Origin of the sequence: Novosphingobium anseongense (genome assembly GCF_037482895.1) — a bacterium.
GTDB lineage: Bacteria > Pseudomonadota > Alphaproteobacteria > Sphingomonadales > Sphingomonadaceae > Novosphingobium > Novosphingobium anseongense.
On record NZ_JBBHJZ010000001.1, the window covers coordinates 1318106 to 1330870 of the forward strand.

A 12765-nucleotide genomic window follows, 5' to 3' on the forward strand; every position below is an offset into this window, starting at 1 on the left:
GCGAAGGGCAAACCAGACGATGGAATAGACTTATGATCGCGGCTCATCGTTCGGACTCTTTGAAAAGTCTCGCCAGTCCATTGGCCTTGCTCGATTGAACCGCTCACCGGGCGATCCTATCCCGGCAACAGGACAAGCCGGCGGCGGACCAGACTTCTGATCCGCGTCAGCCGGCGAACCGCATGTCCGGACCACCGGCTGCGGGGCGACGTGGGGGCCACCGTTGCCCGCTGTCCAGCGGATCGAGGCGGCTCGAATCCTGAGCCCGAGCCGCCTCGATCCTCACATCAGCAGCTTCAATAGCCCTATCAGCAGCTCTCGTTACCGCCGTCCTGCGCCTGTTCCTAAAGGCGGGGCGACAGGAGACGCCGCTTGAACCAGACATCCCCGAACCCCCAGGCGACCCGCCGTGCCGACGTCCTCATCATCGGTGGCGGCATGGCCGCGGCCTGGGCAAGTATCGCCGCGGCGCAGTCCGGCGCTCGGGTGATCCTGGTCGACAAGGGCTATGTCGGCACCAGCGGCGTGACCGCGACGGGCGGCCCCAACCACTGGTGGGTGGCGCCCGATCCCGCCCTGCGCCGGGAGGCGGTCGAGAAACGGTTGGCATTGTCCGAAGGGCTCGGTGAAGCCGAATGGATGGCGCGGATACTCGACCTGACCTGGCGCCACCTGCCCGGCCTCGCCAAGCACTATCCGTTCGGATCGGACGGCAAGGGTGGCACCTATTATTCGGGCGTGCGCGGTTCCGAATACATGCGCGCGCTGCGTGCCGCCGCGCTCGAGGCCGGGGTGACGGTGCTCGATCATCATCCGGCGATCGAGCTCCTCGCCGCCGACGACGGCCGCGTCAGCGGCGCGCGGGGCTATGCGCTGCGCCGCGGAGAGGACTGGCGGATCGAGGCGGGCGCCACGATCCTGGCCACCGGTGGCTGTGCCTTCCGCTCGGGCTTGATCGGCAGCCATTGCAACACCGGCGACGGCTATTTGATGGGCGCCGAGGCCGGAGCCGAGCTTTCGGGCATGGAATTCTCGATCGCCTATACGCTCTCGCCGGCCTGGGCCTCGACCCGCACCCTCCCCTATTTCGCCGCGCGCTTTTACGACGAGGCCGGCAACGAGCTCGAGATCCCGCCCGCGCGTGCCGGCCATATCCACGAGCAGGCGCTCGGCCGCGCCCTGATGCAGGGGCCCGTCCTCGCCGACCTGACCGAAGCGCCCGCGGCGCTGCCACCGATCCTCCATCGCATTCAGCCGTTCACTCCGGCGCCTTTCGCACGGCGCGGCATCGACCTGTTCCGGCAGCGCTTCCCGGTCTGGCTGTTCGGCGAAGGCACGGTCCGCGGCACCGGCGGGCTTCGGATCGCCGACCGGGATTGCCGCACCACCGTGGCGGGTCTCTTCGCCGTGGGCGATGCTGCCACGCGCGAGCTCGTGACCGGCGCGGCAAGCGGCGGCGGCGCGGTCAATTCTGCCTGGGCGCTGTCCTCGGGCCGCATCGCCGGCGCAGCGGCCGCGCAGGAGGCGATTGCCCGCCGCGACGCCGCCCCTGCCCCGTCCCACGGGCTCGGCCGCACGGGACTTCACCCGACCGCCGATCACCGCCCGATCGATCGCGCCGCGCTAGACCGGACGATCGGCGGCGAGGTGCACGACTACGACAAGGCGCTCTGGCGCCGCCGCGAGAGCCTGACCGCCTCGCTCACCACGCTCGACGATGCCTGGGATCAGTTGACCCGCCACGCGCACGGAACGGGGCGCGAGGGCGTGGCGCTGCGAGAGACCGCGGCGATGGCCGCCAGCGCGCGCTGGGTCACCGCCGCGGCGCTGGTCCGCGCCGAGACGCGCGGGCTGCAGGTGCGCAGCGATCACCCGACCGCCAATCCCGCCATGGCCAGCCGCCTGCTGACCGGCGGGCTCGACCGCGTCTGGACGCGCTTCGAACGCGCCGGACTGGAGGCCGCGGCATGATCGCGCTGATCCTCGAAGACCGCTGCGACGGCTGCAACGCCTGTGTCGACGCCTGCCCGACCGACGTGCTCGACGTCAGCGGTGGCGTGCCCGTGATCGCGCGGATCGACGCCTGCCAGACCTGCTACATGTGCGAGCTCTACTGCGCGAGCGACGCGATCTACGTCGCGCCCGACAGCCTGTCGCGCGAGACGGTGACCCGCGAGGCGGTGCTCGCCTCGGGTCAGCTCGGCCAGATCCGCCGCGACCACGGCTGGGATCGACCGGACGAGGCCGGCCACCTCGACGAATACTTCAAGCTCGGCCCGCTGCTCGGCGAAGGCGCGGAGATCGCGGTCAGGCGATGGGCGGCGGAACGGGCGGGCGCGTGATATGCTTGCTGGCGGGCATAAGGCGACAAAGGTGACAAAGGTGACACGGTCCCAGGAGGCGGAGTGTCACCTTTTCCCAAAGGGTGACACCTTGTGGTTCGCCATGTGCGGCGCAAGGCCAGACTAAACCCCGATGGCAAAGAGCCCGCGGGGTCTAGTCTGGCGCGGGCCTGTAGGACACCGGTTTGAGCGCTGGTCTCATCCGCATTCGCCCATCCCTGCCCATGGAAGCAGTCGCGCCTATAGCACCAGCAACGCCCCGACCCCGCCTCAGAAACTCACCGCCACGCGCGCGTAGTAGAACCCACCCGACAGACCGAACGGCGCGAAATTGCCATAGTAGCCCGAACCGGTGTTCTGCTGGATGACGCCGACCGGGTCGGGGTAGACGTCGAACAGGTTGTTCGCGCCTACGGCCAGGTTGATCGCCTTGCTCACCTGCACCGAGACGTCGAGATCGGTCACCCACTTCGCGCCGAAGGTCCGGTCATCGACGGTCGAGGTGTTGCTAGCCCCCGCCTCGGTGTAGCTGCCGAAGCGCGTGAAACGCAGCGCCGTACGCACCGGCCCCAGCGACCATTCGCCGTTGAGCACGAGCTTGTCGCGCGGCGTCGCGCTGGTCAGGTCGCTCCGCGCCTGACGGCCGAACAGCACGGTGTTGGTGAGGTTGGTCGGGTTGGGCGCGACACTGAGGATCTTGGTATTGTTGTAGGAGTAGGCCGCGCTCAGGCGAAAATTGCCCGCGCTCTGGGTCTTGAGCGTATATTCGGCCACGGCATCGATGCCGCGCGTGCGCGTGTCGACACCGTTGATGAAGAACTGCGCGCTGCTGACGCCCGGAACGCCGCGCGCGGCGAGGATCGCGACGACCGCGGGGCTCGTCAGGATGCGTGTCGCTTCGGCGCTGTTGAGGATCTCGGTCTTCACGACGCGATCCTCGATGCGGATCTGATAGGCGTCGACGGTCAGACGGAACGGCCCGCTCTCGAAGGTGGCGCCCGCGGTGAAGTTCAGCGACTTCTCGGGCGTAAGCGGCTTGGCGCCGAAGAAGCCCGCGATCGGATCGTTGGGCGCGAGGAACTTGACGAGTTGCGGCACACGATCGCCGTTGATGATGATCGAGGTGTTCTGCGAGGTCGAGAAGCCCTGCTGCGCGAGCGACGGCGCACGGAAGCCGGTGTTGACGCCGCCGCGCAGCGCGAAGCCGGGGAACAGCTCGTAGCGGGTGGAGAACTTGCCGCTGACCGTGTCGCCCGAACTGTCCGAATAGTGCTCGACGCGGCCAGCCAGGCCGACGAACCAGTTCTTCGTCAGGTTGGCGCCGATGTCGACATAGGCGGCGATGTTGTTGCGCGTCAGCACGAAAGCGTCGGCCGGGGTCGTCCCGGTGAACGAGACGAGGCTTGCCGCGGGGCGCTGCCCGCCGAACAGCAGCTGGAACGGGGTGGTGCCGCGCGGAATGACATAGCCGCCGTCGCGGTAGGAGTCGGGCTCGCCGGCCTGGTTCTCGAAGCGTTCCCAGCGATGCTCGAAGCCGAAGGCCAGGGTGACCGGCTCGGCCAGGCCCCAGTCGAAGGTGCGGCTGAAGTCGAGATTGTTGACCCACAGGCTCGAGATCTGCCGGCCCATGAAGAATTCGGTCTTGCTCGTCGGCCCGAGCGAGGGGTTCAGCGTGTCCTGCGCGCCGAGCTTGACCTTGTCGCGACCGAACGTGGTGCTCAAGTCCAGGTCGAGGCCCCAAAGCTGCGAGCGCAGGCCGGCGGTGAACTGGAAGTCGGTTTCCCAGATGCGGCGCTTGGCAAGGAAGCCGTCGGGGTAGATCTCGGGTAGCGAGTTCACGTTGTTGGCGTTGAACTGGCCGCGGCCGTCCTTGATGTTGCGGTAGCTGAGCGTGCCGAAGCCATAGAGCGTGGTCTCGTCGCCCAGCGGCAGCTCGGCGTTGAGTGTGGAGTTGACGATGTAGTCGCGGTTGGTGCGGCCGTAGTTGCCCGCGCGATCGCGGTCGATCGTCGCTTCGCGCGGATCGCGCGAACCGTCGGCGAGGCGCGGATAGAGATCGACGTTGCTCGCGACGATCGCGCCCGAAGGCTTGGCGCGGTCGTGGTACTTGGCCTCGAGCGCCAGTCGCACGAAGCCGCCGTCGGAGCCCAGCCGGGTGCCGTAGCTCAGGGTCTGCTGGAGCAGTTCGCCGCCGCGCGAATAGTGCTGACCGGCCGTCCCCGTCCACTCGCCGCCCTCGGGCGAGGAGTCGAGGATGAAGTTGATCACGCCCGAGATCGCGTCCGAGCCGTATTGTGCGGCGGCGCCGTCGCGCAGCACTTCGACGCGGCCGATCGCATTGGCCGCGATCAGGTCGATGTCGACCGGGGTCGAGCCGCCCGAGACGCGGCTGAGATTGTTGATCAGCGAGGTCGTGTGCCGGCGCTTGCCGTTGACCAGGACCAGCACGTAGTCGCCGCTGAGCCCGCGGATCGAGATCGGCTTGGCGCTCGAAGAGGTGCCGCCGCCGCCGAGAGCGGGCATCGACAGCGAGGGCACGATGTTGGCGAGAATGTCCTTGAGGCCGGTACGTCCCGTCGCCTGGAGTTCCTTGCCCGAAATCACGTCGATCGGCACGGGGCTATCGGCGACGGTCCGCGGCGCAGCGCCACGCACACCGGTGACGACGATAGCCGAACCGTCGGCCGCATCGTCGGCGGCCGCGGCTTCAGCAGCATCCGCGGTGTCGGCCCAGGCCGTACCCGACATGCCGAGCGCGAACGCACCGGCGCCGGCCCACAACAGCGCACGAGAAGTCTTCGAAATCATGACATACCTTTGATTGTAATGGATTATATTCGGCCGAAAGTTCAGGCCGGAGCTTTTGCCAGGGGAGCTGCCGGCAGCAGGCCGGGCAGGAAGGCTTGCGACAACGGCCGACTGGCCTTCACCTCACCGGCGTGCGCGAAGGTATCGAGCACGACGCGCTGCTCCTGGATCAGACGGTCGTCGATCGGTGCGGCGATGCGCGCGTTCTTCTCGACCGCGATCCGGGCGACCGCCGGCGGCAGACCGGTTTCGTGCGCCAGGACCTTGCCGTATTCGTCCAGGTGGCTGGCTGCCCAGGCGAGCGCCGCGGCCTCCCGACCCAGGAAATCCGAGAGGATTTCGCGCTTCTTCTCGATTGCCGCGACGTTCGCCACTTCGAACGTATAGCCGAGCACATAGTCGCGCCCGTCGACCACCACGCGGCCACCCTGCGCCAGCGCCAGCGGCACATAGGGCACCCAGGTCGACCAAGCCGCCACCGAACCCGCCGCCAGCGCTGCCGCGGCGTCGCTCGGCGAAAGAAAGATGAGCTTTACGTCGTCCGTCGTCCAGCCTGCACGATCGAGCACGCGCAGCACGAGATAGTGGCCGATAGAACCCTTGCCCGTGGCGATCGCCTTGCCGCGCAGATCCTCGAGGCTGCGAACCGAGGACTGCGCCGAGGTCACGATCGCCAGCGCCTCGCTCGGACGCGGTTCGGTACGGTGGGCGGAAACCGCCTGGATCGGGCTGCCGCTCTGATAGGCGAACTGGAACGGAGCGTCGCCCACCAGCCCAACGTCGATGGCATGGCTGCCCAGCGCCTCGAGCAGGTTCTGCGCGGCGGGAAACTCGGCCCATTCGACCGTGTAGTCGATGCCTTGCAGCACGCCGGCCGCAGTCATCAGCGCCTTGGTGCCGCCCTTCTGGCTCCCGACGCGCAAGACTGTCGCGGACGCGCCACCACCCTGGCCACAGCCCGCCAGGACGAGCGACGCGCCCGCGCTCACTATCAGAGTACGACGATCGAGCATCGATCAGAGATCGGCGTAAAGCGGCTCGTCGGCGATCAGGATCCGGTGCAGCTTGCGCGGATAGTCGCCATAGTTCTTGACCGCATAGTGCACGGTCGAGCGGTTGTCCCAGAAAGCCACGGTGCCCGGCCGCCACGAAAAGCGCGCCTGGAATTCGGGGCGCTTGTACTGGCGCAGGATCTCGGCGAGCAGTTCGCGACTCTCGGCCAGTTCGACACCGAGAATTTGCGGCTTCTGCGAATAGTTGACCCAGAGGATCTTCTTCCCGCTCTCGCGATGCGTGCGCACCACCGGATGGGCGACCAGCGGATAGTCGTGACCCGCGCCGTTGAGCTCGGCCTGAAAGTTGTGCGTGACGAACTTGCCTTCGAGCCGCTGCTTGAGCTCGTCCGAGAGGCCTTCGTAGGCCAGATTGGCATCGACCCACAGCGTGTCGCCGCCGACCGGTGGCAGGTCGATGTCGCGCAAAACCACGCCCCAGGTCGGTACCAGCCGCCAGGACGTGTCGGTGTGATAGGCATCGCCCGGCAGCACGTCCTTCTGGAAGCGGCTGACATATTCGTCGCGCGCGGCGATCTGGTGGACGACCGCGAGGTTGTCGTCACGCTTGGCACTGGCGTGGGTGTAGAGCGGGCCGAACTCGGCGGCGAAGGCCTTGTGCTGTTCGTTGTCGAGCTTCTGATCGCGGAAGAACACGACCTTGTGCTCGATCACCGCGGCACGGATCGCAGCGATCGTCTCGGACGAGAGCTTCTGCGACAGGTCGATGCCGGAAATCTCGGCGCCGATCGTCGGCTGGACTGGGCGGATGACGAGGCCGGTTGCGGCTTCGGCGACGGGGGCGGTGGCCATGGTTCGGGCTCCTCTTTCGAGCTGCAAAGCGAGGGATGGAGTGGCGGGAAAAGCGCGGCCCGGCGGGGCCGATCCTTGCCGGACCGAGCCGCGTTTCCTTGACCTGAAGACTAGGCCGGCCGGTTCAGCCCGGCCAACGCGGATGGCTGATAGGAAGGTGAGATTTCATCAAGCCGCGGAGGCCGAACGGGCGCGCCGGATTGCCCGGCTACGCCCGCCTCAGGCCCTCTCAAATCCTCGGTTCAGCTATCGAAGCCCGGCGCCTCGCGCTGGACCTTGCGGAGCACCGCGTCCCAGACCAGCTGGTGGTGCGGCTTGCTGCCCTCGCGCGCCTGAGCGGCCTTGGGCCGCGCCTGCTGCTGGCGGCGGACTTCGTCCTGGGCCGCTTCGGGGGCGATCAGGACATTGTCGCGGCCACCGGCGAGTGCGCGCACCTGGACCGAACAGGCGGATTCGAGCTGGTAGATGCCGCTCCAGGCCTCGCCCGGTGTGGCGCCGAGCGCCAGCGTGCCGTGGTTGCGCAGCAGCATCTGCTTGGTATCGCCGAGGTCGGCGACCAGCCGCTCGCGCTCGTCGAGGTTGAGCGCGACGCCTTCGTAATCGTGGTACGACAGCTTGGGAATGATGCCGAGCGCGCGCTGGCTGATCGGCAGCAGGCCTTCCTTGTGCGCCGAGGCGCCCATGCCGTCGGCCGTGTGGAAATGCGCGATATAGTGCGCATCCTCGCGCGCGGCGTGGATCGCCGAATGGATCACGAAGCCGGCATAGTTGATGCCGTATTCGCTCTCCGACAGGATGTTGCCGTCGATGTCGATCTTGACGAGGCTCGATGCGGTGATCTCGTCAAAGCCCAGGCCGAAGGGGTTGATCAGGAAGTGATGATCGGGGCCCGGCACGCGCGCCGAGATGTGGGTGTAGAGGAAATCGTCGAACCGGTGGATCGCGGCGATGCGATAGAACGCGGCGAGATCGACGCGCACCTGCCACTCCGCTTCGGTGATCTCGCGGACGTCCTGCTTGAAAGCCGTTGCCATGGTATGTCTCCTCAGCTCGCCAGCGCGACCGGCTGGCCGGTGCGCTCAGCCACTTTGGCGCGCACCAGGGGGATCAGTTCGCGACCGTAGTCGATCGCGTCGGCGAGCGGCTCGAAGCCGCGGATCAGGAAGTGGTCGATGCCGATGTCGAAATATTCGAGCATGGATGCGGCGACCTGCTCGGGCGTGCCGACCAGGCCCGTGCTGTTGCCCGCGGCCCCCGTCAGCGCGGCGACACCGGTCCACAGGCGCTGGTCCCGGCGCCCGCCTGCCGCGGTTTCGAGCAGACGCAGCGAGCCGGCATTGGGGGGACGGTGGCCGCTGGTCGGCAGGCCCGCCGCCTCGCGATTGGCGCGCACCTGCTCGACGATATCGTCGGCCTTCTTCCAGGCGGCTTCCTCGGTATCGGCAATGACCGGGCGCAGCGACAGCGAGAAGCCCGGATCGCGGCCGAAGCGCGCGGCCGAGCGGCGCACCTGGCGCACGGCGTCGCCGACCTGTTCGAGCGTCTCGCCCCAGAGCGCGTAGACGTCGGCGTGGCGCCCGGCGACCTCGATCGCCTCGGGCGAGGACCCGCCGAAGAACACCGGCAGGTTCGACGGCTTGATCGCGCTGTAGGCGCCGCGCGCCTCGTACCACGAGCCCTTGTGGTCGAACGGCTGCGCCGCGGTCCACTCCTGGCGCAGGATCTCGAGATACTCGTCGGTGCGCGCGTAACGCTGCTCCTTGGTCGTACCGACGTCGCCGTCACGCGCCATCTCGGCATCCGCACCGCCGGTGATGATGTGGACGGCGACGCGGCCACCCGAAAGCTGGTCGAGCGTCGCCAGTTGCCGCGCCGCCAGGGTCGGCTGGGTAAAGCCCGGCCGGTGCGCGACGAGGAAGCCGAGCTTGGTCGTGATCGCCGCGGCATGAGCGGCGACGATCTGGCTTTCGGGGGAGTTCGATCCGAACGGCACGAGCACGCGATCGAAGCCGCCTTCTTCCTGCGCCCGCGCGGCGGCGTTGACATAGTCCGTGTCGAGCCCCCGCTCGCGCACGCCGTTATGGATCTCGGACGTGTTGTTGAAACCGATGTAACCGATGAACTTGACGGACATGACTGTCCTCCTTGCGGGTCTGATCAGATGACGAAGAAGCCGTGGGTGCCGTCGCGTTCGAGCTGCCCCACCAGGCCATATTCCCAATCGAGGTAGGCCTGCATGGCCGCCTCGGCATTGTCGGTGCCCTCGTAGGGGCGCTTGTAGCGGCCCTCGGGCCCGCGCGGTGCGGGCGCGCCGTCGCTGCCCGTCGCCAGTTCACCCGCGAAAGCGCCGTCGAGCACGAAGACCTCCCAGCCGAGCTGGGCCAGCCACGAGGCGGTCATGTCGGCACGCGAGCCGAGATCGTCTACCAGCACGATCCGCGCGCCGCGCACGGGCGCGAAATGATCGGTCTCCTGGACAAGCTGTCCCCCAGGCGCGTTGCGGAAACCGGGAACGTGGCCCGCGGCGAAGATATCGGGCTGGCGCACGTCGAAGCGATAGAGCGTCCGGCGGGTGTCGGCCGCGAGGAAGTCCAGCTCGTCCGCGCCGATCCGCTTGACGCCGGCGCGATAGGCAACCTCGCGGGCGCGGCCCCGGGCGATCTCGATGTCCTCGCCGGCGAAATCGGCGACCTGCCCCTGCTGCCCTGTGGCCAGCGACTGGCCGGCGAGCGTCCAGCCGATCGTGCCGTTGCGCAGGGCATAGATCTTGTTCGGCAGCCCGGCGTTGATCAGCGACTGGGTGCCGATGATCGAGCGCGTGCGGCCGGCACAGTTGACGATGATCGTCGTCTCGGGATCGCGCGCCGCGACGGGCGCGCGCAGCACGAGCTCGGCGCCGGGCACCGAGCGCCCGGTCGGGATGGACATCGTCGCATATTCGTCGAAGCGGCGCGCATCGAGGATCGCGACGTCGGCCTTCTGGTCGATCAGGGCCTGAACTTCGGGCGCGGGCAGCGACGGCGTGTGGCGGTAATGCTCGACGAGTTCGCCGAAGGCCTTGGAATAGGAATTGACGTCCTCGAACAGTTCGTAGCCGGCCGCCCGCCAGCCGGCGAGACCGCCTTCGAGCGCGGCGACCTGGGTGAAACCGAGGTCGCGCAGCTCCATCACCGCCTGGGCAGCGAAGCCCTCGCCGTCATCGTAGACGACGATCGGCGTCTCGGCGCGCGGGATGCGCCACGGCGCTTCCTCGGCCAGGCGGCGGAGCGGGATCTGCGCGGCGAACAGCGGGTGGCCGAGCGCGAACGCGGCCTCCTCGCGCAGGTCGATCAGCGCGATCTCCTGGCGGGCGAGAAGCAGCTTGCGGATTTGCGAAGGATGCACGGTCATGCGGCGCTCGAACGGTCCCAGAGGTTCGGCACGACCTTGTTGGCGTAGCCGGAAATGAAGCGCTTGGCGGTTCCGTCGAGATCGTAGGTCGCCCGTTCGACCGCCCCGATGTTGCCGCCGTAGACGTGAATCGAGATCGACGGCGCATCGGCGAGCCCGTTGGCGACGCGGTGGATGTCGCCGGCCGCAGGACTGATCGCCTCGACCTCGCATTCGAAGAGATCGCCCACGGGGCCGACCTGTTCGAGCCTGCCATCGGCGCCGCGGCGGAAGTGCTCGACCCGCTCGGCCCCGCGCAGGACGCCGACGAGGCCCCAGACGCGGTGATCGTGGATCGGCGTGCCCTGCCCCGGCCCCCAGACGAAGGAGACCACGCTGAACCGCTCGCGGCTGTCGCAGTGGAGCAGGTATTGCTGGTAGCGATCGGGATTGGGCCGGGCGAAGGCATCGGGCAGCCAGTCGTCGCTAGACACCAGGCGCGCGAGCAGCGCGCCGCCCTTTTCGAGAATCTCGGCCTCGTCCGCCGCATTCTCGACGAGATCCGCGAGGTCGGTCACGAAGCCGCGTAGACGTCCGATATTGGGATCGATCGCAAGGACGGCGACTGCGTTCACGCCACCGCCTCGTGCGCGTGAACGCCGTGCGGGAATGGGATGACGCTTTCGTGCCCCGGCTCACCGCCGAGCACCGACAGCAGCTTGGCGCGCAGGCCGCGCGAAACCTCACCACGCTCGCCACGCGCCGCGTGGATGCGCTCCTGCGCGACGATGCGCCCTTGGTCGAGCACGAGTACGCGATCGGCCAGGGCGATGGCCTCGTCGACGTCGTGCGTCACCATCAGCACGGCAGGACGGTGCGCCTTCCACAGCGCCAGGACGAGATCGTGCATCTTGAGCCGCGTCAGCGCGTCGAGCGCGGCGAAGGGCTCGTCGAGCAGCAGCAGCTTGGGCTCGCGCACCAGAGCGCGGGCGAGCGCGACGCGCTGCGCTTCGCCGCCCGAAAGCGTCAGCGGCCAGGCGTCGAGGCGATGATCGAGACCGACCTCGTGCAGCGCCTTCTCGGCCTTGAGGCGCACGCGCCCGGTCAGCCCCTTGAGCCCCAACGCGACATTGCGCCAGACCTTCTTCCACGGCAGCAGGCGGGCGTCCTGGAAGACCACCGCGCGCGACGAGGGAACGTCGACGTCCTGTCCGCGAACGTCGTCGAGCCCGGCCAGGGTACGCAGCAGCGTGGTCTTGCCCGAGCCCGAGCGGCCGAGCAGGGCGACGAATTCGCCCTCGGCGATCTCGAGATCGAGCCCCGAGATGATCGTGTTCGCGCCGAAGCTGCGGGAGAAGTTCTTGAGCCGGACCAGCGGCGCCGCCGGCGTCAGCACGGGCTCCGCAATCGTGTGATCGGCAAGGAAGGAAAGTCGTGCGTCCATGGGTCGTCCTTTCGGGAAGTTCACTGTCCGACGATGCTGGGGCGCCACACCAGGGCGCGGCGTTCGATGGCGCGCACGATCCAATCGGCACCGAGACCGAGGATCGCGTAGACCATCAGGCAGACGACGATGATGTCGGTCCGCATGAAGTCGCGCGCGTTGTTGATGAGGTAGCCGAGCCCGGCCGAGGCGTTGATCTGCTCGGCCACGACGAGCACGAGGATCGAGACCGACAGCGAATAGCGCAGGCCGACGAGCAGCGAGGGCAAGGCGCCCGGCAGGATGACGTGGAGGATCAGCTCCGAGCGGCTGAGCCCGAAGCTGCGCGCGCCTTCGATGAGGCGCAGGTCGACACCGCGGATGCCGCTGTAGAGATTGAGATAGATCGGAAACACCGAGGCGAAGGCGATCAGCGCGATCTTGGGAGTCTCGCCGATACCGAACCAGACGATGAACAACGGCGTCAATGCCAGGGTCGGAATGGTCCGCTTGATCTGCATCAGCGGATCGACCGTCGCCTCGCCCGAACGCGAGAGCCCGGCGACGAGCGCCAGGACCACACCGACGGTCACGCCGATCGTCAGGCCGACGAGCGCGCGCAAGGTGGAAACGAGCACGTTGCTCGGCAATTCACCGCTGACGACCATGCCGAGCAGCGTGGAGATCACCGCCGAGGGTGCGGCGAGCGTGCGCTCTGGGATCAGGCCCGTGCGCGAGCCGAGCTCCCACAGCAGCAGGAACACGATGGGTGAAACCCAGCGCGATCCTCCCAGATCGAAGGCGAACTTGCGGACAGCGGGAAGCGACAGACTCGTGGACATGGCCAGGAGAGTCCCCGTTAAACTCTACCAACTCAATTGAGTTTTCGATTTTCGCCTTATCAGCAATGCTCATACTGGCCGAAATCCGCGATTTCCGGGTGACGAGCCGTGGGAAA

General features: G+C 67.8%; 11 protein-coding genes. 2 read left to right on the top strand and 9 right to left on the bottom strand.

Annotation, left to right across the window (positions count from 1 at the left end):
- The first annotated feature begins 372 nt into the window (after positions 1–372).
- On the top strand, positions 373–1971 hold the full coding sequence (locus tag WG901_RS06285; RefSeq protein ID WP_339586151.1) for an FAD-binding protein: 1599 nt from the start codon (positions 373–375) through the stop codon (positions 1969–1971).
- Positions 1968–2342 (top strand): 4Fe-4S dicluster domain-containing protein, encoded by a 375-nt coding sequence (locus tag WG901_RS06290; RefSeq protein ID WP_339586152.1) that lies wholly within the window; start codon positions 1968–1970, stop codon positions 2340–2342. Before WG901_RS06285 ends, WG901_RS06290 begins: the two co-directional genes overlap by 4 nt.
- A 270-nt stretch (positions 2343–2612) precedes the next feature.
- On the opposite strand, the gene WG901_RS06295 is transcribed toward WG901_RS06290, so the two are convergent.
- The 9 genes from WG901_RS06295 to WG901_RS06335 form a co-directional block, all read right to left on the bottom strand.
- The gene (locus tag WG901_RS06295; RefSeq protein ID WP_339586153.1) at positions 2613–5150 is read right to left on the bottom strand and encodes a TonB-dependent receptor plug domain-containing protein; all 2538 of its coding nucleotides are present in this window, start codon (positions 5148–5150) and stop codon (positions 2613–2615) included.
- A gap of 41 nt (positions 5151–5191) precedes the next feature.
- Positions 5192–6163 carry an aliphatic sulfonate ABC transporter substrate-binding protein gene (locus tag WG901_RS06300; protein ID WP_339586154.1) on the bottom strand — a complete coding sequence of 324 codons (972 nt, stop codon included), beginning with the start codon at positions 6161–6163 and terminating at the stop codon, positions 5192–5194.
- 3 nt (positions 6164–6166) lie between these two features.
- Positions 6167–7015 (bottom strand): TauD/TfdA dioxygenase family protein, encoded by an 849-nt coding sequence (locus tag WG901_RS06305; RefSeq protein WP_339586155.1) that lies wholly within the window; start codon positions 7013–7015, stop codon positions 6167–6169.
- Between the two features lie 242 nt (positions 7016–7257).
- Positions 7258–8049 carry a class II aldolase/adducin family protein gene (locus WG901_RS06310; RefSeq protein ID WP_339586156.1) on the bottom strand — a complete coding sequence of 264 codons (792 nt, stop codon included), beginning with the start codon at positions 8047–8049 and terminating at the stop codon, positions 7258–7260.
- Between the two features lie 11 nt (positions 8050–8060).
- On the bottom strand, positions 8061–9149 hold the full coding sequence (locus WG901_RS06315) for an LLM class flavin-dependent oxidoreductase (protein ID WP_339586157.1): 1089 nt from the start codon (positions 9147–9149) through the stop codon (positions 8061–8063).
- Positions 9150–9172: 23 nt separating this feature from the next.
- Positions 9173–10405, bottom strand: coding sequence for a rhodanese-like domain-containing protein (locus tag WG901_RS06320; protein ID WP_339586158.1), 1233 nt, complete (start codon positions 10403–10405; stop codon positions 9173–9175).
- Complete coding sequence (locus tag WG901_RS06325; RefSeq protein ID WP_339586159.1) at positions 10402–11019, bottom strand: cysteine dioxygenase family protein; 618 nt, start codon at positions 11017–11019, stop codon at positions 10402–10404. The genes WG901_RS06320 and WG901_RS06325 overlap by 4 nt, the downstream gene beginning before the upstream one ends.
- Positions 11016–11828, bottom strand: coding sequence for an ABC transporter ATP-binding protein (locus WG901_RS06330; RefSeq protein ID WP_339586160.1), 813 nt, complete (start codon positions 11826–11828; stop codon positions 11016–11018). The genes WG901_RS06325 and WG901_RS06330 overlap by 4 nt, the downstream gene beginning before the upstream one ends.
- A gap of 20 nt (positions 11829–11848) precedes the next feature.
- The gene (locus WG901_RS06335) at positions 11849–12649 is read right to left on the bottom strand and encodes an ABC transporter permease (RefSeq protein ID WP_339586161.1); all 801 of its coding nucleotides are present in this window, start codon (positions 12647–12649) and stop codon (positions 11849–11851) included.
- Positions 12650–12765: the final 116 nt, after the last annotated feature.